Origin of the sequence: Natronincola ferrireducens (genome assembly GCF_900100845.1) — a bacterium.
Taxonomy (GTDB): Bacteria; Bacillota; Clostridia; order Peptostreptococcales; family Natronincolaceae; genus Natronincola_B; species Natronincola_B ferrireducens.
The window spans coordinates 40,625-64,209 of record NZ_FNFP01000011.1 but is presented as its reverse complement, the minus strand read 5'-3'; the positions used below and the strand labels follow the sequence as shown (position 1 = coordinate 64,209).

At 33.5% G+C, this 23,585-nt stretch carries 24 protein-coding genes; 3 read left to right on the top strand and 21 right to left on the bottom strand.

Features of this window, described 5'->3' with window-relative positions:
* Window positions 1-521 precede the first annotated feature (521 nt).
* From BLS22_RS14060 to BLS22_RS14035, 6 genes are all read right to left on the bottom strand, one after another.
* Entirely contained in the window at window positions 522-1,820 is a 1,299-nt protein-coding gene (locus BLS22_RS14060) for an MFS transporter (protein WP_090554885.1), read from the bottom strand.
* A 173-nt stretch (window positions 1,821-1,993) separates the two neighbouring features.
* Window positions 1,994-2,512 carry an NUDIX domain-containing protein gene (locus tag BLS22_RS14055; protein WP_090554883.1) on the bottom strand — a complete coding sequence of 173 codons (519 nt, stop codon included), beginning with the start codon at window positions 2,510-2,512 and terminating at the stop codon, window positions 1,994-1,996.
* A 31-nt stretch (window positions 2,513-2,543) separates the two neighbouring features.
* Window positions 2,544-4,148, bottom strand: coding sequence for a SulP family inorganic anion transporter (locus BLS22_RS14050; RefSeq protein ID WP_090554882.1), 1,605 nt, complete (start codon window positions 4,146-4,148; stop codon window positions 2,544-2,546).
* Window positions 4,149-4,715: 567 nt separating this feature from the next.
* On the bottom strand, window positions 4,716-4,961 hold the full coding sequence (locus tag BLS22_RS14045) for a hypothetical protein (RefSeq protein ID WP_090554880.1): 246 nt from the start codon (window positions 4,959-4,961) through the stop codon (window positions 4,716-4,718).
* A gap of 61 nt (window positions 4,962-5,022) precedes the next feature.
* The gene (locus BLS22_RS14040; RefSeq protein ID WP_176762200.1) at window positions 5,023-5,223 is read right to left on the bottom strand and encodes a helix-turn-helix domain-containing protein; all 201 of its coding nucleotides are present in this window, start codon (window positions 5,221-5,223) and stop codon (window positions 5,023-5,025) included.
* 16 nt (window positions 5,224-5,239) lie between these two features.
* Window positions 5,240-5,497 carry a hypothetical protein gene (locus BLS22_RS14035; protein WP_090554878.1) on the bottom strand — a complete coding sequence of 86 codons (258 nt, stop codon included), beginning with the start codon at window positions 5,495-5,497 and terminating at the stop codon, window positions 5,240-5,242.
* Between the two features lie 164 nt (window positions 5,498-5,661).
* On the opposite strand from BLS22_RS14035, the gene BLS22_RS14030 reads away from it, so the two are divergent.
* From BLS22_RS14030 to BLS22_RS14020, 3 genes are read left to right on the top strand one after another with little or no spacing between them, the layout of a single operon-like run.
* Entirely contained in the window at window positions 5,662-6,267 is a 606-nt protein-coding gene (locus tag BLS22_RS14030; RefSeq protein ID WP_090554876.1) for a class I SAM-dependent methyltransferase, read from the top strand.
* 43 nt (window positions 6,268-6,310) lie between these two features.
* Entirely contained in the window at window positions 6,311-6,565 is a 255-nt protein-coding gene (locus BLS22_RS14025; protein WP_090554874.1) for a hypothetical protein, read from the top strand.
* Between the two features lie 44 nt (window positions 6,566-6,609).
* A complete protein-coding gene (locus tag BLS22_RS14020) occupies window positions 6,610-8,730 on the top strand; it encodes a polyribonucleotide nucleotidyltransferase (protein WP_090554872.1) in 2,121 nt (706 codons plus the stop codon).
* Window positions 8,731-9,021: 291 nt separating this feature from the next.
* Here BLS22_RS14020 and BLS22_RS14015 read toward each other — a convergent pair whose 3' ends face one another.
* The 15 genes from BLS22_RS14015 to BLS22_RS13945 all read right to left on the bottom strand — a co-directional run bounded on the left by BLS22_RS14015 (window position 9,022) and on the right by BLS22_RS13945 (window position 23,576).
* Window positions 9,022-9,387, bottom strand: a complete 366-nt coding sequence (locus tag BLS22_RS14015) for a ParB N-terminal domain-containing protein (protein WP_208974709.1) — start codon at window positions 9,385-9,387, stop codon at window positions 9,022-9,024.
* Complete coding sequence (locus BLS22_RS14010; RefSeq protein WP_090554870.1) at window positions 9,380-9,589, bottom strand: hypothetical protein; 210 nt, start codon at window positions 9,587-9,589, stop codon at window positions 9,380-9,382. Before BLS22_RS14010 ends, BLS22_RS14015 begins: the two co-directional genes overlap by 8 nt.
* A gap of 469 nt (window positions 9,590-10,058) precedes the next feature.
* On the bottom strand, window positions 10,059-11,081 hold the full coding sequence (locus BLS22_RS14005) for a virulence RhuM family protein (RefSeq protein ID WP_090554868.1): 1,023 nt from the start codon (window positions 11,079-11,081) through the stop codon (window positions 10,059-10,061).
* A 235-nt stretch (window positions 11,082-11,316) separates the two neighbouring features.
* Window positions 11,317-11,580, bottom strand: coding sequence for a DUF6429 family protein (locus BLS22_RS14000; RefSeq protein WP_090554866.1), 264 nt, complete (start codon window positions 11,578-11,580; stop codon window positions 11,317-11,319).
* A gap of 43 nt (window positions 11,581-11,623) precedes the next feature.
* Window positions 11,624-13,312, bottom strand: coding sequence for a hypothetical protein (locus tag BLS22_RS13995; RefSeq protein ID WP_244269563.1), 1,689 nt, complete (start codon window positions 13,310-13,312; stop codon window positions 11,624-11,626).
* 123 nt (window positions 13,313-13,435) lie between these two features.
* Window positions 13,436-13,651, bottom strand: a complete 216-nt coding sequence (locus BLS22_RS13990; RefSeq protein ID WP_090554864.1) for a hypothetical protein — start codon at window positions 13,649-13,651, stop codon at window positions 13,436-13,438.
* A gap of 531 nt (window positions 13,652-14,182) precedes the next feature.
* The gene (locus tag BLS22_RS13985) at window positions 14,183-14,725 is read right to left on the bottom strand and encodes a TVP38/TMEM64 family protein (protein ID WP_090554862.1); all 543 of its coding nucleotides are present in this window, start codon (window positions 14,723-14,725) and stop codon (window positions 14,183-14,185) included.
* A gap of 190 nt (window positions 14,726-14,915) precedes the next feature.
* On the bottom strand, window positions 14,916-16,004 hold the full coding sequence (locus tag BLS22_RS13980) for a sensor histidine kinase (RefSeq protein WP_090554860.1): 1,089 nt from the start codon (window positions 16,002-16,004) through the stop codon (window positions 14,916-14,918).
* Window positions 16,001-16,684 carry a response regulator transcription factor gene (locus BLS22_RS13975; RefSeq protein ID WP_090554858.1) on the bottom strand — a complete coding sequence of 228 codons (684 nt, stop codon included), beginning with the start codon at window positions 16,682-16,684 and terminating at the stop codon, window positions 16,001-16,003. The genes BLS22_RS13980 and BLS22_RS13975 overlap by 4 nt, the downstream gene beginning before the upstream one ends.
* On the bottom strand, window positions 16,681-17,244 hold the full coding sequence (locus BLS22_RS13970; RefSeq protein WP_090554856.1) for a class I SAM-dependent methyltransferase: 564 nt from the start codon (window positions 17,242-17,244) through the stop codon (window positions 16,681-16,683). The genes BLS22_RS13975 and BLS22_RS13970 overlap by 4 nt, the downstream gene beginning before the upstream one ends.
* 190 nt (window positions 17,245-17,434) lie before the next feature.
* Window positions 17,435-17,731, bottom strand: a complete 297-nt coding sequence (locus BLS22_RS13965) for a hypothetical protein (protein WP_090554854.1) — start codon at window positions 17,729-17,731, stop codon at window positions 17,435-17,437.
* 592 nt (window positions 17,732-18,323) lie between these two features.
* On the bottom strand, window positions 18,324-20,123 hold the full coding sequence (locus BLS22_RS15435; protein WP_244269562.1) for a hypothetical protein: 1,800 nt from the start codon (window positions 20,121-20,123) through the stop codon (window positions 18,324-18,326).
* Window positions 20,116-20,553, bottom strand: coding sequence for a hypothetical protein (locus BLS22_RS13955; RefSeq protein WP_090554851.1), 438 nt, complete (start codon window positions 20,551-20,553; stop codon window positions 20,116-20,118). Before BLS22_RS13955 ends, BLS22_RS15435 begins: the two co-directional genes overlap by 8 nt.
* Window positions 20,513-21,700, bottom strand: a complete 1,188-nt coding sequence (locus tag BLS22_RS15430) for a hypothetical protein (RefSeq protein WP_244269561.1) — start codon at window positions 21,698-21,700, stop codon at window positions 20,513-20,515. Before BLS22_RS15430 ends, BLS22_RS13955 begins: the two co-directional genes overlap by 41 nt.
* Window positions 21,701-21,965: 265 nt before the next feature.
* Window positions 21,966-23,576, bottom strand: a complete 1,611-nt coding sequence (locus BLS22_RS13945) for a recombinase family protein (protein ID WP_090554849.1) — start codon at window positions 23,574-23,576, stop codon at window positions 21,966-21,968.
* Between the last annotated feature and the right edge of the window lie 9 nt (window positions 23,577-23,585).

Sequence of the window (23,585 nt, the reverse complement as noted above, 5' to 3'; positions counted from 1 at the left end):
GATAGCCACATGGACTCTGCCATGTGTCACCTATATTTTGTCCTCCAGTCTATTACTAGCTTTCATTGGTATAGGTTTACTCACTACTACAGCTTGCCTTCCCATTAGCTAGGTGGCAGGTTTTCTTTCAAACCATCGGCTCGGCAACATGCCTCGCAAACACAAAATCCCCTAAACTTATTGTCTAGGGGAACATTTCTCACTCTTCAATTTTTAGTTAAAAACCTGGAAACCTTTTGACTACAACTATCTCTTCTCTATCAAAACACAACACTCTACATGCGCCGTTTATTTCAATCATTTATTTTATCATCTATTATATATATTCTGACGTATTTTATAATAATCCTAAAACGTTGAAATGTAGGAACTCAAGAATGCATAATAGCTCTTCATATCTTTCCATAGTTTCCTATTACTTTGGGATGGGTGGCAATTCGGTGGCATTGCCACCCATTTAATTCTTTATATGCTATTAAACTATATAGTACCTCTGCTTAAAAAACATAGAACATCATCAATTAATCTATAGTAGCATTCTCTCCTCTATACTTTGGTGCAGGAGAAATCAGTGCTGCTACGCTAGCTAACACTGGAAACACCATCATCAGCAATATAATTTCTCCATATCCGTTAAATAAATCATAGGCATAACCAAAGGGTAATGGTCCTAGGGCTGAGCCTACCACCATAGCCGACATAGCAAAGCCCCGGATTTTTCCTAAGTTTTTTATTCCAAAGTAATTTGGCCATAGGACCCCTGTACTGACGGAGTCAAAGGCAACAAATACCCCATGTACGACAGCATAAGCAATAAGGAATTGACTTGAGTTGCTATATAAAATCATTACCATAGCCCCTAGCAAAAGGCTAAAGTTGATGGCTTTTACGTAGCTAACCTGTATCTTATCTACCACATATCCCGCCAAAAAAGTTAAGGGAAATTGTACCATGGCAGTGATGCTTAGTATCAAGGCTGCAAAGGTAGAAGAAAACCCTTTTATTTCCATAATCGATACCATATGAAAGGTGATTCCTGTATTCAGCATGGACGGTACCACCATGCAAAATAGCATTAACCAAAAAGCCCGAGTCCTCATAGCTTCCTTCAATGTCCATGATTCTTCATTAATCGAGGTTCTTGTTACATACTTAAGACTGGTGGCTTCTTCTGAAGATTGAATATGCCCATCGGCAACTTCTCCAATATCTTCAGGGCAATTCCTAACGAATGTCCAGCCCATAGGAGCCATGAAGCCTATCAATAAAATCGTCCATACTCTCCAAGCAAAACCAACACCATAATTGGTAATTAACCAATTGTTAACAGGCGGTAAAAAGGTAGACCCAGCTACACTACCTACAGCCATGATACTTAAAGCCTTGCCCCGATGCTGACTAAACCATTTAGGAATAAGGGTTGAAGGAATCAAGGTCATAGACCCCTGACCCAAAAGCCTCAGAAAAAAGAATCCTATAAATAACATGATTGGTTGTGTCACAAAACTCATCCACAAACAAGCCATTCCCAACAGTGTGGATATAATAGCGATTAGTCTTCTGTGACCGCCGGCATCAACCGCCCTTCCAACGAAAGGCAGTATGAAGCCTGCCAGTAATGTCGCCATCGAATAATAGCTAGAAACCAGCGATCTACTCCAGCCAAAGTTTTCAACATAAGAATTGATAAAAATAGATACAGAATATGTTTGCCCTGGTCCTGAAAAAAGGAGCCCTAAAGCCCCGATAGCGACAATTGTCCATCCATAAAAAAAAGACCCTCTATTTGGTTTTACTTGTACTAATGTCTTTGCATTCACTTAATCTGCCTCCCTTGATGCAGTTTTTAACCTTTAAAGATTAAACTACTTTCTTTTATCTTATAAGTATATTGTTTAAAACCTTTTTCTTTCCTCTTAAATCATTATAACTGATTTTATTAGATATAAAAAGGCATCTATCCCATTTATAGAAGATAGATGCCTTAATTTAACTATAATAGCTCTTCTGCTATCAATTCTAAAGCTAATGTTTCCCGCTCAATAGAGAGTCCCATGGAGACCTCTTGATTTACCATAACTTCTTTATTATGCTTGATTGCTTCATGGATATCAATCCAAACAGAAGCCATGCCGTTGGCAATTTCATAACCCTCAAGGTTTGCATCCCCTAATTCCTCATCAATCCTACATACATAAAAATAGGATAGCATGTGGATGAGATCATATTCAGGTTTATAATGGGGTCTATATTCATCAATATATCCAAACTCCCTGAGGACTTCGATATTCTTAGCGCCAATTTCTTCAGCCAGTTCTCTTTTCAACCCAGTGATTAAGTCCTCCCCAGTATCTACTCCCCCACCAGGGAAGCTATAGTCATTATATCTCTTGGTATATAACAGGAGAATCTTTGAGCCCTTTAGAATAATTCCTCTGGCTGCTCTTCTTTCAAATGTCCTGCCGTCTAGATTTTTTACATCTTTATGAATCATTTTCTTTATTAGTCTCAAGGCTTTACCTCCTTACCTTATGTTCTTATCATTATACGTATCGATACTGAGATGTAATACACTGTGATTCATCTATCTTAACACATACAATTGTTTCGGCATTTTTGAAAAGCTTTTTACAATCTTCACTGAGACGAATTAAAGTTAGTTTTTTTCCTACACTTTCGTACTTTTCTGCTATGGCATTAATTGCTTCAATAGCAGAATGATCCATTACTCTAGCATATTTAAAATCAATAATAACATCCTCCGGGTCATTTTTAATATCAAATAACTCTTTGAAGTTTAATACAGAACCAAAAAATATTGATCCGTTTATTTTATAGGTCTTAGCACCATTTTCGCCGTTTTCTATATTGACATAAATGACTTTCCCTTTTTCCCAAGCAAACATCAATGCCGATAAGACAACGCCTATAATTACAGCTGTGGCTAAATCAACAAATACTGTAACTAAAGTCACTACCGCTATCACTGCAAAATCTTGCTTAGGTATCTTTTTTCCGTACTTTAAGCTTTGCCACTCAAATGTTCCTACAACAACCATAAACATAACACCCACCAGGGCCGCTAAAGGAATCACATTAACCAAGCTTGAACCAAACATAATAAACACTAGTAGTGCTACTGGTGCTACTAGTGCTGATAATCTTGTTCTACCACCTGACTTTATGTTAATGATAGACTGCCCGATCATGGCATCTCCACCCATTCCGCCAAAGAATCCATTGATCGTATTGGCTAGGCCCTGTGCTACACACTCTCTATTGGTTCGGCCTCTCGTATCCGTCATTTCATCAATAACCCTAAGGGTCAGTACCGCCTCTGTTAATCCAACTAGGGCTCCAATTATAGCATATGGCAAAATGATCCTTAACATATCCATGCTTATCTTAACTTGAGGTATATAAAATTGTGGTAATCCACCCCTTAGCTCCATTCCAGCAAAGTCTTGTACAGTTCTTAGATGATAACCACCTTTGTCTAAAATAACTGCAATAATTGTCATTACAATAATAGCTGCTAAGCTTGATGGAACGGCTTTGGTAAACTTAGGTACAAAATAAATAATTGCCATTGTAAACACTACAAATACCAGCATGATGCTCATATCAGTCGTAGGCAACCAAACCTTCTGTATCGTTTCAACGCCATTTATCATCACAACCCCGTCTACTTTAAATTGCGCCCATTGGGCTAAGAACATGACGATAGATAGCCCGTTAAGAAAACCTAGCATAACTGGATAGGGTATAATCCTTGCATATTTTCCTAATCTTAATACCCCTATTGCTACTTGAATAATTCCCATTAGAACTACGGTGGCAAAGAGATAATCTAAGCCATGTTGTGCAATCAGGGATGCAAATACAACTGAAATTGCAGCTGTCGATGAGCTAATCATTCCAGGTCTTCCTGTAAAAATAGCTGCCACAAGTCCCATCATAACAGCAGTTTGTAAGCTAAGTATAGGACTAACCCCCGCCACAAATGCAAATGCCACCGACTCTGGAATTAGTGCTAGGGCTACTGTTAGCCCGGATAAAATATCATTCTTAATGATTGTTTTGTTTTGTTTAAGTAAATTAAACAAATGAGCCAACCTGTTTTTCTTTTTTCCTAATAAATAAATCATAAAACCATCTCCTTCTTCTTACTTAGACAAAAATAAAAAATTCCCTGTAGACTAAACAGGGAAGATTAACAATATCAATCCATTCCAACGTTTTTCATATGTTTAATTCTTAAATAAAATCTATTTTCTATCTATATCGATATTTACTTTTATTTAAGAATAATTATAATTACTAGCCACAAGGAGATATTATATCAAAGTATAATCAACTAGGCAAGGTATTTGTTTATATTAATAATTATCAGATATCTTTACTTTGTATGCGTTTCTTTATCAATATCCTCTAAAACAGGCATCGTATTCTTCATAAAAAACAGATCTAGTTTATGGAGAGCTCTTGTCATGACAACATAAAGTAGTTTGATGTCGAGCTCTTCTTCTTCATAGATTTCATCTAGATTGACTATGCCCTCTACCCTCTACCCTCTACCCTCTACCCTCTACCCTCTACCCTCTACCCTCTACCCTCTAGGTTAATTTTGGCCTAAAAGCAAACTTAATATATCAGCTAATTTATTGAAATAAATTGAGGATATATCCATTTAGAGGACCTATCCTTATAATAACCTACTTTTCTATCATGATTTTTTTAGTTACTTTATTACCCTGGTGCTTATATGTTAAAGTATAGGATGCATCATCCATACCAGATATCATAATGTTTTCAATTCCCTTTACTCTTAATCTATCAATGATTTGTCTACGGGTTTCAATATCTTCCTTATTTTTTTCCCTTCCAATAAACATCTTATAGGAAAGATTCACCCAAGTTTGTAACAGTTCCTCTATTGAAATTTGATCATTTATATCCATATTTTTCTTCCTCCTTTATAATCATTAGCTAATAGCCTCTCATTATGAAGGAAGATATCCGTTAGATTCTTTCGCCTCTTTTTTGTTTTTCTATGAATTCTGCCAGATCGCTTCTCTTCACACGCCAATGACGGCCTATTTTGAATCCTGGTATTTTCCCCTGTTGTACAAATTTGTAAGTGGTAACCTCACTGATCTTTAAGTACTGTGCCACCTCAGTAATGGTCATAATCTCATCTTCCCTATCAATATCCCGCGTCATATTACCCTTCCTTTCATCAAATGGGTCTGTCTATCTTAGGTCCTTTTGATTTTAGTTGATATGCAAAATACTCGGTACGATATATAAGCTCGCTAAACACTTCTAGTTCCTGATCTCTATTATTCTCTGCTTCTACATTGTCTTTTATTTGTTTTAACAATGCAAGGTTGTTCTGATATAATTCTATCATTTCTTCCACATCCCGTTGTATTATATCATAAAAACTTTTTCTCTTCAGTTCCTTCTTTTCCCTCTGACTTAATAGCTCCTTCATTGGCATCCTCCTTTGCAATCTTTTCCCTTATTAGTATACACAAATAATTGTATATGAACAAGTTTAAAACCACATAAAATTGCTTAAACTATATTTATTTGTTATAATACTAATTAGTTATAAATGGTTATAATAAATACGAATAAAAATAGGAAGGAAACACTATGAAATATACAGGAGAAAGAGTTATACCTAAGTTAATGAACCCAAGAAATGGCATGCTTATTGAACATATAGCTCGCTATGAGTTTGCTAAATCCTTCTGCAAAGGTCGTGTATTAGACATTGCCTGTGGCAGTGGTTATGGTAGCGAAATCCTATTAAAGGACAACCCCAGAATTAAAGAATTAGTCGGTATTGACATAGATCAAGAATCTATTGCGTACGCCAAAGAGCATTATCCTTTTGCTAAAACAAGCTATCATGTAGATGATGCATTAAATAAAGATCTTTATACAATCTATGGCGCCTTTGACACGATTGTTAGCTTTGAAACCATTGAACATTTTAAAGGAGATGAACAATTCGTTGAAAATCTCTATAACCTCCTAAAACCAGACGGAACTCTTATCATCTCAACCCCCTTTGGCCGCGGGAAGGATCATCCCTGCAGCTGCCCTTTCCATGTTTATCAATATACTGAGGAGGAGTTTATTGATGTGCTAAAGCCTTTTGGTCAAGTAACCATGTATCATCAAATCGATACAACAATTGAAATCCCTAGAAAAGATATGAAATACTACTTAATGGTAGCTGTTTGTAAAAAATAAAAATTTTACTATAGTTTAAAGTTATAGCTTTGGAGGGATAACTATGAAGGAAAAAGATATTATAGATTGCCTTTTATTAGATTGGTTAAGGGGGCATTATGGCCTAGAAAAAAATTATAACAAACAAGAACTATGCCTAGAGAACATAGGAAAAACTGAAGCATTCTTGAAAAAATATGATATTACTAATTTAACCATAATGAGTCAGTCACAGGATTACTATACATTGCAATATTATCAAAATCAATCGCCTCAAATGAAACAGTTTAAAGTAGAAGATGTAGAAAGATACCTTTAATCAGGTAACATAAGATGAAAAAGAAAGAATAGGAGTGATTTTATATGGCAAAAACCTTTAAAACCGAGCTTGGAGGAAAATCTTTCATTGTTGAAATTGGCAAAACAGCGGAGCTTGCCAATGGCTCATGTACCGTTACATATGGCAATACAGTTGTTTTAGCTACTGCATGTGCCTCTAAAAGTCCTAGGGAAGGTCTTGATTTTTTACCCCTAAGCTGTGATTACGAAGAGAGATTATATGCTGCTGGTAAAATACCAGGTGGCTTTATCAAAAGAGAGGGTCGGCCTAGTGAAAAGGCAGTATTAACCTCTAGATTAATCGATCGACACATTAGGCCCCTATTCCCCAAGGGTTATCATAATGAAATTCAAGTCATTGCTACCGTGTTATCGGTGGATAAGGATTGTCCTCCCGATATCGCAGCCATGATTGGCTCTTCAATCGCCCTTTCAGTATCCTCAATCCCCTTTATGGGACCAACAGCTTCAGTTTTAATTGGGAGGATTGACGATAAATTTATTATCAACCCCACCAGTCAACAGAAGGAGCTTAGCCAATTAGAGTTAGTGGTCTCAGGAACAAAGGATGCAGTTACCATGATTGAAGCAGGTGCCAATGAACTAACAGAAGGACAAATATTAGATGGCATTATGTTTGCTCATGAGGAAATTAAGAGTATTATAGGCTTCATCGAGGATATTGTATCTGAGGTAGGCCAGCCTAAAACTGAAGTGATTATTGAAGAAGCTGATGAAACTCTCTTAACAGAGGTCAGCACATTCTTAGGTACGAGATTAGCTGATGCTATTAAAACTCCTGACAAGGCTGAGAGAAGTGAAAATATCGATCTAATTAAAGCTGAAACGATGGCACATTTTGAAGAAAAGTATGAAGGTTCTTCTAAAGAAGTTCATGGCATTCTAGCAAAGCTTATTAAAAAAGAAACCCGTAAAATGATTACTGCCGATGGTATTCGTCCAGACCTTCGTAAACCAGACGAAATTAGACCCATATGGACTGAAGTAGGAATTTTACCTAAAACTCATGGGACTGGCCTCTTTACAAGGGGAGAAACCCAAGTATTAACCGTTACTACCCTCGGGGACCTGAGGGACGTTCAGCGTATAGATGGTATTGGTGAGGAAGAAGAAAAGAGATACATGCACCAGTATAACTTCCCTCCCTATAGTGTTGGGGAGGTGCGATTCTTGAGGGGTCCGGGTAGAAGAGAAATTGGCCATGGAGCTTTGGTTGAAAGAGCCCTTGCACCTATGATTCCAAGCAAAGAAGATTTTCCCTATGCTATTCGGGTGGTATCAGAGGTGCTTAGCTGTAATGGATCTTCCTCTCAAGCAAGTGTTTGTGGTAGCACACTTTCCCTTATGGATGCTGGTGTACCCATTAAAAGTATGGTGGCTGGTATTGCCATGGGCCTCATAAAAGAAGATGGTCAAATTTCTATTTTATCTGATATTCAAGGTATGGAGGATGCCTACGGAGATATGGACCTAAAGGTGGCTGGTACTGAGGATGGTATTACTGCCCTGCAAATGGATATTAAAATAGCTGGGATAGATAGAAGCATTATGGAGGCGGCCCTAGAGCAGGCTAGAGCTGGACGACTACATATTTTAAATAAAATGAAGGAAACCATCACCACACCTAGGGCTGAGTTATCCCCCTATGCACCTAAGATTACCAAATTTAAAGTGCATCCCGACAAAATAAAAGAGGTTATTGGTACAGGTGGCAAGGTCATCAATAATATCATTGATGTTACTGGTGTTAAAATCAATATCGAAGATGATGGAACGATTTACATTGCTGCATCAGATCAAGCATCTGCTGCAAAAGCATTGGAAATGATTGAAAACATCGTAAAAGATGCGGTTATAGGTGAAATTTACACAGGCAAAGTTGTCAAAATCATGAATTTTGGTGCCTTTGTAGAAATTCTACCAGGGAAAGAAGGTTTGATCCACATATCCAACCTTGCCCACGAAAGAGTCGAAAAGGTTGAGGATATCCTTGCTGAAGGTGACCTCGTTGAAGTAAAGGTAATGGAAATTAGTCCTCAAGGAAAAATAGGGTTATCCAAAAAGGCGCTATTACCGAAGCCAGCACCTACACCTAAGCCAGAAAACGAAAACAAAACCCAATAGACATTCTCCCCCATAATATATATAAATATAAAGCCATCATGAATCAAGAATGATCATGATGGCTTTACATTTATGAGTTTCAGGAGTTTATTGAAGCTGTTAAAACAGCATAGAAAATGTTGAAATGTAGGAAAGGCTACGGAACTCATCAAATTTCTTGTTTAATATTTATTTTGAATCCGTTTTATAATTGTTATACATATGCTTTGCATTTTTATTTTTAGCTTGAATTAAAGCTTAGAATTCCAATATTCTACAAATGTTTTATATCCAGATGTGTCAGTAAAATATCTAACAAGTTGCTCTCCTAAGCTTATATGAATTTACAGTCTCTATGTTATTTCTATATGCTTTCTCTAACCTATGGTTACCATCAATTATTTCATATCTGCCTGGTATAATTTCTGCTTGAATTACTGGCTTTGTTATATCAACCGACAGTAAATGAGTTTCGTCAATTAAACCATGAAAGTGTATTCTATACCAATCAGCAGTATTTATATCCTCCCTTTCAACATCTAACTCTCTCTTGATAATATCTTCAAGGATTCTTGAAATATTGAAATTGAAGATGCCATTGCGAAAAATTTCTTCGTTTTCAACGGCCTTACACGGTACATAATTCTTCATAAGCTTAAGTTTTCTGCATTTATTCATTTTCAACAAACCTCGCTACATCCTTGCCACATTTACTACATTTACCTTTAAGTAAAATATCAGATTTATCATCATGCAAAGTATATTTTTTAATGGTTGTGACTCCGCAAGAAGGACAAAATACATTTGCTAAAATAAGTTTTTTTATATTTTCAGGTAGCTGAGCCCATTTTTGAACTACTCCGAAATCTGTTACTGACATTACACCATTCCTCTCATAAATAATTTATCTATAATTTTCTATAAAATTCCACAATTCTTTACTTAATATTCTATTTTTCCTTTAGCTCATAGGGGACAGTTCTAATAGCTGAAATGATAATAATCACTATAAAAACTCCTACATCTAATCCTGTAGAATAATGAAATATAAGGGAGATAATCGAATAAATTACAAAAAATATATTAGCAATACAAAAGACTTTAAGATGTTTGTAGGCAAAAGCTCTTCTTTCCTCTTTTGTTGCCTCCTGGACCCCTTTATAAGTTATGTAGTTGATATAATAAGCCCTCTCTGCTTTTTATATCTTTCCATAGTTTCCTATAACTTTTGGATGGTAGCATTGCCACCCATTTGTTTTTCTATCAATATAATTCTTCACTAATCTCATGCAATATCTCTTAATATCCACAATAGTAAGTAACCTAAAGCTTCTCCAAAGTAACACTCACTATTCTTCAACTTCACTTTCCTTTAACAACCTATCAAAGTCACTCTCAAACAGCCTATCTTGAACAATCCTATATTTCTCAAATTCACTTTCGGCAAAGGCTTTTGCTATTTCTGCCGTGACTTTTCCTGAGTTATTTAATATTTCATATTCATTGAATTGCAAGAAAGCATTGAGCCTGCTTGCCCAATCCTCCATCGTCATTGGAATTCTTCTTTTTGCTTGATTTTCAGCATAATCAAGGTACATGGTAACTATTCTATTAAGGGAGTCCACTTCCTCGAGAGTTAAATAATTCTTAGCTATTGATACATCACTTTTAAGAACTTTTCCCTTAGGAGCATTTCTCCAGGTTGTTAATCCCATGTTTTTTTTCTCTGCATTCGCTCTGTCTACTATAAGCTCTGCAGCTGTTTTACCATGGATTGCAAAATGTAATTTATTTTGGACAGTTTTAAAAAATGTTTTCGTTGTCAAAGCATCAGGAGAATAATCCATAGCAGTAGCATAAATATCTGTTATTTTTTGATAAAATTTTCTTTCACTAGCTCTAATTTCTCTAATTTCTTCTAGCAAATGATCAAAATACTCTTCATTTAGAAATGCTCCATTTTTTAGCCTTTCTTTATCAATAACATAGCCTCTGATAGAAAAATCCTTCAATACTGAAGTTGCCCACTGACGAAAAACTATAGCTCGCTCAGAATTTGTTCTAAAACCCACTGCAATCACTGCTTCTAAATTATAAAATTTAGTGTTATACACTTTTCCATCAGCACCAGTTCGTCGGAATTTCCGACATGCTGATTTTTCATCTAATTCGCCGTCTACAAAGACATTTTTTAAATGCTCTGTGATGGTAGAGCGCCCTTTCCCGTAAAGTGTCGCAATCATGTCTTGAGTTAACCATACGTTTTCATCTACAATCATGACTTCAATAGAATTTTCCTCTGTTTGTGATGTAAAAATTAAAAATTCTGCTGTACTGTTTCTTATTTGAAGTTTATTATTACTTTTATTCATAATTATTTCTCCTCCTTTCCTACATAATTATTGAATTTTACTCAGTTCATCTACAAAATCCGGTCTTTTTCTATATCAAGGAGCAAATCATTTATTATTTCTTGCGGATTTTTTACACCAGCTATCTTTTCATATTTTGTAACCACTCTGCATACATGCTGATGTGCTATTCCCATATTATTTGGCGTGTATCATTTTATTTCAGATCCTTTAACATCTAACGATACTATTCCTCCTACTTCCAATCCAATACGTTGTATTTATGTAATAGTTCCTTTGCTAATTTTATCCCCTCTTCAGTAATTGCTACAGACTTAGATCGATGGCTACCCTGTCGGATATAATCTTCCTCATCCAGTTCATTAATAATATCAAAATCATATCCCTTCCAAGCCATATCAAAATTCGAGCCAAAACGATCTCCTTCATTAAATCGTGTTAAATACATAAGCATTATAGTCAATTCTTTAATTGCTTTCTCCGGGTTAGTCTTATTCATTTCGAACCTCTCCTTCATAACAGTGGAATAATTATTTATTCGTTTATTCCTCATTAAACTGTTCAAATTCTGCTTTAAATGCTCTTTTTCTGGGATGCATTTTTTTATAATGTTCTATCGTAACCATTCTTCCATGTAACTTCCCATTTGACTCCAATGTTTCACCTAATGCTGTTATCAGTGCCGCTGCCTTATAATAACTTTTTCGGTGGTTTCCCCCTACAACAGCCTCAGTTCTTTTATCTATTTCCTCCTTCAGCCAACCAATATACTTTTCATATTGTTCATTTCTTAGAACTACTTTTTCTTTCCAGCCTAAAAATTGGTCCGTAAAGCTTTGTCTATAGTCTTCAGTGGATCCCAGTCTGTATTCTATTCCATCTATCAATCGTTGACCAGCTTTTGTAATCTTTTTATTCTTGTATAATAGCAAAATAAAAAGTGGTACAACAGTTCCCTTAAAATTGCTGCTCCAGCCTAGTGTAATTCTATCTTTTTTACATTCTTCATAAATATAATCAAACTCTCCGTTAAAAAACCGGAGGAGCATCTTATGTTCCTTTGAAATACTATTCACCATCATCTGTTTATTTTTATGATATTCTTCCCACATAGAGTTCTCAGGTAGTGTTTTTGCATACTTAACCGCCCTATCTGCTATATTCTGATAATCTGAAAGCTCAAATAATCGCAAATAATGGTACAGTGTTGATTGAGAATAAAAAGCCGCCTCATAGCATTGATTAATTATATCAGTGTCTTCCAACTGTACAGCAGCTTTTGCAGCTAAATCTGCAATATTTCCCCTAATAAGCAACTTTTCAGGTAATACACTAATAGCCTCCATTGCTAGCTTTATACACTCAACCTCCTTTTTTTCATGTAGCAGATACTTACAAGCATGATGATATAAAACCGGATGTCTCTCCCATGCTTCTCTAGCTACTTCACATAGACGGCTGATACCACCTTGATATATGCATGCCTCCGACAGCAAACCTCCCGCCTGGTCGCCATTTGTGTTTTTCAGAAAAGAAATCCAATCCTCCATAAATCCGTCTATTCCTTTAAGCTCTTCCGGTCCTACCGTAAACAGTTCTTCTACCTTTATGTTTTTGCACATGTCCCATGAAAGATACCGGTACAGTGTAACTGCTCTTTCTTCCCCTTCAGTAACTTGATATTTTGCATACATCATATTCAGAGCAATACGTTTTAAATCCAGCGTTACCAGTTTTTCTTCTACAAGTTCCTCCAGCTCCAACTCACTCCACTCTTCTATATCGCTATCCAATGCCGAAAAGGGTATACTGCAGAGCACATCATATAATGCTGCCGCCTGCTGGTATTCTTTTTGGAATAACAAGCCTTCTAAAATCTGAAATACTCTAGAAAGCTCTTTTCCTATTTCAAAGATATCAGAATACTCATAAGTATAATCACTATCCCAATAACCGTCTCCATACTCTTCATAACCGCTACACTCAAAATAGATTTCTGCATCTTTTACTTTTCTACACCAGTCTTCTAGCTCTTTTATCTCCTTTTTTATAGAAATTTCCAGACAATACTCTTGTTTTTTTGTTAAGGAGTTTAAAAATATAATTCTCTGATTCTCATTTGTAGTCCGAGCCATATTATGTATCCATTCAGTTTTTTCTACTTCAGACATATCAGATAGTTTTTCATCAACTGCTTTCATAAACTCGCTATAATTCATTGCTTTTCTCATCTCTTTTCTTTCAAGCCCTATTGTCAACTAACAAAGCTTGATATTTTTAAGGGATTCCTCAAAAAATGGTAGGCTCATTGTTATATTTTATCCTGCCTAGGTTTCTTCAGCTTTATTTGCAAATCAAAATGGAATCTTATCATCTTCTTTGCTTTTCTTACTTGAGCTATCCTTTTCAATTAATCCATCTTTACTAGCCTCTTCCCATGTAATTCCATATGGTGCTCCTCCAGATGTATATCCAACAATGAAATAAAAGTTTTCATCAGAATCTATATAATCATTGAAATTCTCTTCTTGTTTTTTTCGTAGTTTCCGTTGTTTTCTTATCTTCTTCATATTTAATTTTTCTCCTAACTATCCTCTAGGTGCTAGATAATAATCTATTCCTTTGTTTTTTACAATCTAGTTATTACTTTTACTGTATCAAACTTTTAGAATAACATCAATTTATATAAGATATTAGGTTATCTATATATTTCTATTCCTTGTACACCTAAAAGCAGATTATCAAAATCAACAGTTTTATGGAAGTCGCTTTCAAAGAATGCAACTTTTTGCCACCCTGCTGTAATAACGGGTGGCAAAGTAGTGTTATTTTTAGTTTTATAACCAGTGAAACCCTTCTAAATCCTAGATAGTTTAGCGACAGTTTCCACATGGCTCGTGAGGACAGAATGAATGTCATTAGGATTATCAGTGCAAGGAAACATATCCATGGTATTTTTAGCACTATCGGTAAGCGGGAATATATCAACTTGAATTATTTCATTTTAAACCCTTACCAATAACTTCCTGAATTATCTTATGCCACCCTATACATTATCGCCTAGAGGTCTTCCTACCTTTACGGAAGATATAGCACTTGCCCTAGCTCATATCATGTAATTGTTTCATTTTTCTTGGTTCTTTCTTCTTAATGAATTGATTTACCAAAACAATTAGGGTCATTATTAACAACTTACTCAATATTAGCTGTAGCTTGCTTATTGAAAAAACATTTGCTAATTCTACAGAATATGCATAGAGAAACGTTGTTATTAGCTTTGATATAGCTGCAATAAAAATAAATCTTTTTAATGAAACTTTACTTATACCTGCTCCAGCACATATTATATTGTCTGGTAGTATAGGTAATATAAATAGTACGCCGATAATAACATCGCCATTTTTCTCAACTAGTCTGGTGTATTTATTAAATAATTCTTCCTTCCCTATATGTCTTACTATGCGCTGTTGAGCAAATCTTCCCATAAAGTACATCGTTACAATCCCCATTAGAATGCCAAAATAGCCAATCATAAAACCTTTAAAAGCACCTAATGTCAAGCTTCCTGCTGTAATAGTCACCATTTCAGGGGTAAATAGTATTATTGGTTGAGCAAAGCATATAAAAAAATATATTAAATCCATCTTATTTCCTCCCACGCATAATATTGTGTTTTTTCCTTACATATTTTTCGGCTAGTTTCTCTTACATTCTAGAAGTAAAGTATTAAGATACTTACTTGAAAAATATAAAGAATTATTAAGGAAGTACAATATCGTACATAGGGTTTTATTATCTTTAAGAAATTATAAAGGCACAGTCTTTAGTATTGAACTATGCCATTTTAAGGGTTATGTTAAATTTTACAATGTTACCGTCGCACTGGGCCCATATTTTTCCTCCATGGAGTTCAATAATTCTTCTAGAGATTGCTAGTCCTAATCCAGACCCTTCGATTCTTTGATTTCTTGACTTATCTAGTCTATACATTTTGTCAAATATCTTTTCTAGTTCTTCACCCGCAATATGTTCTCCAGCATTTTGAAAGGTAATCTTTATTTCATTTCCTATTTTTCCTATAAACACTTTTAATTCTGTATTCTCAAAACTATATTTTTCAGCATTTTTTATAATGTTATCTAGAACTCTTATGATGCTTTGAACATCTATTTCACACCATAGCTCTTTTGAGTGGCAATCTATTTCTACTGAAATATTCTTTTGTTTTAACAAAGGTATATACTCTCCAACAACTTGTTTTACTAATATTACCATGTTGCAAGGTGATTTTTCTAAAACAACATAATCATTAGCAAGCTTTGTATACTCAAATAATTCATCAATTAAATCTTTCAAGCCTTTGCTCTTTTCGTATGCTATATTTAGATATTCAATTTCCTCATGGTTATATGTGTTTGAGTTTTTATTGATTATTTCTAAATAGCCTATTATAGAAGTCAACGGTGTTTTTAAGTCGTGGGACACTGCCACAATCAAGTCATTTTTACCTTGTTCGATTTTCTTTTCTCTTTCATAGTTTTCCTTTAGTCTATTAGACATAATATTGATACTACTTGCTAACTCTGTAATTTCATCATTCCCATCTAGCTTTAGCTCTTCCAAATAAACCTGTTCCTTCACTCCCTTTAAACTATTTATTATATAATTTAGATATTTAACCCGCTTATTTATCCCTACCAAAAAGATCCCAATGAAAATAATTATAGGTAAAACAGTCAAGAACAAAGAATAAATGTTATGGGCTAAAACCATAGGTATATCCATTTTATCGGCGTACCTAATTATTATAAAATACGTTGAAACGCTAGTAACTAGAATGAAGACTACTATACTAATGGCAAAAGCAGTGATATTCAATAGTATCAACTTTATTGATATTTTACTTAACATTTTACGCTTCATATCTTATACCCCACACCCCATACGGTCTTGATGAACTGAGGGGACTTGGGGTCTAACTCTATTTTTTGCCTTATATTTGTGATATGAACTACTATAGAGGTATCGGATACAGCAAAATTCTCTTTCCATACAGTTTCATATAGTTTTTCTACACTAAATACAATACCTTTATTTCTGGCCAAAGTTTCTAATATATCAAATTCTTTCGGTGTTAGCTTTACTTGTTCTCCTCTTACTTTAACTTCGTGGGTATTCGTATTAATAACTAAGTCCCCAATCTCAATTATATTCTTATCTATGGGATTTTCACTGAACTTTTTGTATCTTCTTAGTTGTGCCTTCACCCTTGCTAATAATTCCATTGATCCAAATGGCTTTGTAATATAATCATCGGCTCCAACGGTTAAACCTTCTATTTTATCAATTTCTTCTCCCTTGGCTGATAGAAATATGATTGGCATTGTCTCCTTCTCTCTAATTTTTAAACAAGTAGCTACTCCATCCAGCTTCGGCATCATAATATCTAGTATTATTAAATCATATTCATTTTTTTCTAGTAGGTTCAGAGCATCTATCCCATCACTAGCAATATCTACTGAATAACCATCGTTTATTAAATATAATTCTATTAGTTTTCTTATACTGGCATCGTCATCAACGACAAGTATCTTATCCATCATATTTCCTCCTGTACCCTGCAATTTAGTACATATGCTGGGGGAATGTTAAGTATAACTTTTTTATAATTTATTTCTCTAAAATAGATTTTAAAGGTCTGTAGTTTTATTAAAGAGTATTGGAATGTTATGAATTTCCCTTCAGCAGCTAGTATTTTCTTTGTGTCCTTTAATATATTTTCAGCTATATTAAACGGTAGCGAAGCAAAAGGAATTCCTGATACAATATAATCCACTTTCGTTAAATTATACTCATTCATATATCTTACCACATTTTCAGCACTATCATTTATTATTTTAACATTCTTTTTATGCCCATAGTGCTTAACAAGTTCCTGGTAAAAATTTCTATTATTCTCAAAAACCAAAAGAAGTGTATCATCTTTCATTCTTGCCAAGAGTTTCTCTGTAAAAACTCCAGTACCTGCACCATATTCTATGATGCATTCACTTTTTAAAAAGTCTATATTCTCTATCATTTTTTCTGTAAGATATTTACTACTTGGAGCAATAGCTCCAATAAGTCGAGGTTTTTTAACAAATTCTTTTAGAAATTTAAACATACTTAACACCACCTAATCTTATTGTGTAGATTATATATGCTATTCTAAGTAAAACTGCTTAAGAAATAGGATAGAAAACTATTAAGAATTATTAAGATGGTTGTGCTATTATAAAAAATTAAAATTCCAACTCCGGCTAAGCCGACCTTTGAAGGTTTTTGGTCTTATTGTTAGCATGGCTAATTTATTGTCAGCTATCACTTTTCTCAATAAGCCGCCTTACCAGTTGCTCATCATATTCCTCCAACTCGTAGGACTGCTCATTCGAGAATTCTGTCATCTCATCAGCCACTTCGTTGTAATCATTCTTAGACTTTGCTTGTTGAAGTAGCTGTTGCTGTAATTCTTCCAGTTGGCCATTGATATCAGCGATGGCATTTTCCTTTTCCTCATTAAGAACAGTAGTTATGTTTTTCTGCAATATTGAAATGAAAGGTTCTTTGTTAGCTAGTAGTTCGTTAATAGCTTTGATAACTGCTGTAAGCAATGTTTTTCGTTTATGGTTGATGAGTTGCAGTCAACCCCTTTTTCCTCTAGGAGACTGACACATCTCCACACGATATATCTGTATCTCGGGTTATTCTAATTTGCAATCGGATGATTTTTACTTTGAATTTAATAATTGTTATTCTATACCCAATAATGACCTTTGCATATATACATCCATCCTATCTTCTCAAACCTACAAATTTATCTAATCTGTCAACTCAACCCTCTGTAATTTTAGAATAAAATTTTTTCCAAAAATGTACCCTCGATATGTTCCTATGAACGCATATCGAGGGTTAAAGTTGAGTGGACAGATTTATTTTCACTTATAAAACTCATTATTTTCAAGGCTTTCCCATTTTCACTTTCTCGTTATCAACACAACTGTCTCCACATGTGTGGAGACGATAAAAGGGATATATCCTCTCATTTTCCATTTAAACCATGATATTATTAATATAGTTTTAGTTTAATACTACTAAGTGCTTATCTAAATAATATACAATCAATTCGAATTTCACATTATTTTTTAATTGTCACATAAAAATATTTAAGAACTTTTTCAACCTTGATTATACCTTCTAAAATAATTAGTCTTTTGTCTTATCTTTAATTGTTTCATCTTCATTCTGCTGTTTAGGTAAAGGGATATAAAAAGGGTTAAATCCAGTTTTTTTATCTGTAACTAAATTATTAGAGTGTTCTGGTTTCAGATCAAGTGATTCATAATCTTCATCATCAAACATAAATATCTGCAACCTATCCTTGCCAATACTTTCATACGCAGCCTTAATCACCGTTCCTATAGCTTTTTTATTACTTTCATCAAATGGCTTTGAAATATGATCTATAACTAGAATCGGAATTAGAGGATATTTGTTATCACCTATAAGCATATCAAGAAATCCAAAATACCCACACAACTGTATTAATGTATGCCTAGCCATGCTACCAATATAATAATTTACTTCTTTTTTCTTTTCAGAGTCTTTTTCGTCATCTGTTTTCTCAATAATTACAGGCTGTAAAATATTCCCTTTTTTAAAATACTTTATTTTAAAACCTTCTTGATTAATATCATCATCTACTACAGATGATATCCCTTGTGCTGACTGATAAAGCTTAGTGATATATTGAGAAAGTTTTTCTCTTTTTGATGAGTCATCAGAATTTTGTAATACTCTTAATTCTTTCCTTATTTCTTTAATTCTTTTTCTTTTTTCTTTAAGTTCATTATCATTAAAACTAATGTTAACTGATAAATAATCTTCAATTAATGCAATCGCTTTTGTTTTCTCGTCTATAGAATAACATTTGAATCTTGCGTCATTTCTTTTAATTTCAGTTTTCAAATCATCTCGTTGTTTCCTTAGCTCATTGATTGTATTATCACTTATAATATACTTGCTAAATGAAATCGTATTATCCAGTTCAGAAACTAATTTCTCAAGTGGCTTAATCAAATATTCGAATGCTTGATTCTCCTCAAGTAGCGAATTTAACCTTTCTAATAGCATTTTCCTATTACTATTATCTTTTTTAAATTGCTTTGTATCAGATATCTTATTTTCATAAATCTTTATTTGCTCAGAAATATTATTATACATTACTTCTAAATCAGCTATATTTTTTTCGTCTTTCTTCTTGACAACACTCTGTAAGTCTTTTATGTCATTAAGTTGCTTTTTTACATCAGAAGCATTTTTACCTGTATACCAAGCATTAGAACCCAATTTTTGTAAATTATTATTAACTAGTGTACATATGAAATCATGTCTTGTTAAAGACTCCTCTAACCCTTTTATTTCTTCTAATAATAAATCTAGTTCCTGTTGAAGTTCATATATTTTATCTAAATTTTTATTAAAAATAAAATTTAATATAGGTGCAAGTTTTACAGAATATTTTATATCACTACACTTATCTAAAAAATCATGTATAACACCTTGTCTTTGCTCACCAAGAAAATTAAACATTGTAAATGCCCTATAGGTCAACTCTTCATCTGTAAAATTTCTTATATTTTTTAATACACTCTCATCCTTAGTAAATATAGAGTTAAGCTTTCCTTTATACTCTCGTAAGTTAATACTTTCCCCCTCTTCTTCATCAGCATAATGTAAATAATTCTCTTCAGTATTCCGGGTTCTCGATATAACATATTTAATACCATCTACTTGGAATATAATTGATGCTTTTTCTAAAGTATCATTATACCAAGGTTTCTTACTAATATCTTCTGCAGACCCAAACATAAAATCTATAAAACTATAAAATTCCGTTTTTCCAGAACTATTTTTCCCTTTAAAATAGTTTACTCCTGATGCGAATTTATATATATACTCTCTATCATCTACTCCATACATAATCAGTTTATTTATTTTAAACATTATACATTACCTCTTTCAAAAATTGTCTATCTGTCATATTTTTGCTCGCTTCAATGGCTTTTTCCATAAATATGTTTTCATCATACAATGTTTTTTTCACCTTTATGTCTGTTTTGCAATGCAAATGATTATTCCTCAATTGTAATACTTTATCCGTTATTAGCAGGTGAATTGCCTTAATAATATATTGTATACTATTACAATATTCATCATAATCACCCGCGAGCAAAGAAATACATTTACAAACTATATCCTGAGTATTATTTCCATTGTAAACTTTACTTGGTATGAATCTTTCTTTTTTAATTAAGTATGAAAAAACTAATAACTTGCTTATGCTTAGTTCTTTGTGCTTTTTTAAGATATGAATAATAATATCACAATAAATACTAATCTGAATTGCTTCTATTTCGAGTTTGAGGTTTCTCATTGTCTTCATCCTCCCAAGAAATTTGAATATCTTCCATTTCCTCTTTTGTTAAGTATATGCTAGAACCGAATTTAATCTGTTCATTATCTGCATAAGAATTGCTTTGTTTTTTTGTTTCTTCTAATCGATTATAGGGGTTATCTTGTCCACTTCGCTGTAAACTAAATTTCACATTTTCAAAATTTTCATAGGTTGTTTCTTCAATATCTTTAATTTTGCAAATCTTATTTGTCTCCATATACGAAAATTTAAGACTTTCATAATATCCACTAAATCCCAAGTGTTGTTCTATTAAATTTTGTGGTAATTCACACGCGACCAACTGTTGATACTCTCTCGAATTGGCTATGTGCAATTCTTTAAAATCAACCTTATTCATCCTTTTAAAATTAGAGTAAAGTGGTCTCATTACTTCTTCTTTTATTCTGAAACATATATCATCTATTAGTGCCATAAATTCATCAAAACTAAATATGTATGCCTTTTTATTATTAACAGCTTCCATTACTTCAACTGTAACATGTTGAAGTAACTCCTTTATTCTGTTATAATATACCACTTTATTTATACCTGCTTTTCTAAATAAAATAGCACTAGCTTCATCTATTTTCTTATCAATATTATCAAATGCAATAAATTCATACTTCTCATTTATTGAGTTGTATTTTTTCTCAAATTCTTTGAAATTATTTTTAAATTTATTTTTAACTTTAGTTATAATTGCTTTGGCACTTTTATCTGACTTTTCAATGCATTGAAATAATTCTTTGGCTGATTTATTAAAAAGTATATCTTTATTATTATATTCTTGGTCAGTAAGTAATACATACTTAGTTACTACATTTTCCGATGTTTCAAGTAGTATCCAATTCAGAAGTGTTTTTTGAGCTGTATTTTCCGTTATACTTGTTCTTTTAACCTGTATTGCTATGTTACTATCTACTCCACTTATTTTACTAATAAAATTTTCATCATTATTATCTATTTCATTAGGTTTAATTTTTTTTATATTAACATCATCTATTGTTTCAAATTCTATTTGCATTTTATCCTCGAGTAATAACATATAATATACAAAAACCCTAATTTGATAAGAAAACCCACCTAAACTATTTATTCCACTGCTATCTGGTGTGTATGTATCCATTATTCCACCCCAATCTATTAAAAACTATATTGAAAGTCCATTTTTATACATTATACCATTCCGAATACGTTTTTTCTATAAATTGGGTACTATAAAAGTGAAGTCTGAATAACTATCTCTTGCACTATTATAAAATTGCTAAAGAAAAATCTTTTAAATAATTATATTAAAATATAGCTGTTTAAAAGATTTCTTTAGCACTATATTGCCTTGTAGTTCTATACTGAAATTTATTTTCACACCAATTTTTTTATCACTTCTTAACTCAGGGATTTTTAACGATTTCCTCCACCCTAACCCCACTCTTCAAAACAAAAACAAAATGCCTTGGTTCAAGAATCTCAATCTTCTCAACCAAGGCATTAAATATTTCATCATTAAATTCTTCTAATAGTCTATCCATACTATCCACTATTTCAATAATTTCTTTGACTCTATCCTTATATTCCTCCTCAGCCTCATTTGCCCTTTCAAATTTTCCCTTCTCTTTTCTCAAGGTTTCTAGTTCTTGGGATATTCTCATATATTCCTCATTGTAAACTTCTCCGTCAATTTTTCCAGTGGTTTGTAGCTTGACTAAGGCTTTTAACTCCTTCTTTATATTTTCTATATTTTCATCTATTTCCTCTATCCTATTGTTCCTAAATCTCTTCTTAAGCACCTTCTCAATATTCTCCAGCAATGTCTTTGTAAAACCCTCTTTATTTTTCTGTATATCGTTAAAAACCTTTACAAAAGCATCCTTTAACACCTGCTCCCCTACTGCTTTCATATGGCAGGCATCTTTTCCCTGTTGGATATAAGTCTTACATTGCCATACAATTTTCTTACTCTTATTATTGCTATTCCAAATCCTTCTTTTGAAGGTATTATTACAATCTCCACAGACGATCTTGCTACTAAAGGGATATTTGCTGGAGTATTTTCCTCTATCCCCTTTTTTGTTATTTTTAAGAAGTGCCCTCCTTTCTTTTTCTTCCTGTACCCTCTGCCATATTTCCTTAGGAATGATGGCTTCATGGTTCTCCTCTATAAAGTATTGATCTGCAAAGCCTTGGTTCTTTACTCGCTTATGGGTTAAAAAATCTACTGTCACTGTCTTTTGTTGAAGCAATGCTCCATAATATTTTTCATTGGTTAATATCAAGGTTATTGTGCTATCCCACCATTTTTTATTGCCTGTTACTGTTGGAATCCCATCCTGTTCTAGTCCCTTCGCTATTCCTTGAGCACTTTTTCCTTCTAGGTACTCTTGATAGATCCTCTTTACAATTCTGGCTTCTTTTTTATTGACTACAAGGTTTCCATTCTCATCCTTATCATAACCAAGAAACCTTGTTGTATTGCAAAATACTTTTCCATCTTTAAATCCTTTAACAATCCCCCATCTAGAGTTTTCTGATATACTTCTTGATTCTTCCTGTGCTAAAGAACTAAATATCGTCATCATGACCTCCCCTGAAGCTTCTAGTGTATTTATTCTTTCTTTTTCGAACTCTATCGCTACTCCTATGCCCCTTAGCATCCTTGCATATTCTAAAACATCCATTGTGTTTCTAGCAAACCTTGAAATGGACTTTGTAAGAATTAAATCAATTTTTCCTGCTTTAGCTTCTTTAATCATTCGTTGAAACTCTGGTCTTTTTTCTGAATTGGTTCCCGATATCCCTTCATCTGCAAAAATATCACACAGCTCCCATTCAGGATTATTCTGAATGAGAGCTGTGTAATGTGATACTTGTGCTTGATAACTATTAAGTTGTTCTTCATGATGGGTACTTACTCTACAATAGGCTGCTACTCTTTTTACTTCATCCTTTGCTTTTCCATTGAAATTTTTATAGACCTTTGGTTTTATAACTGTTACTTTTTCCATATAACCACC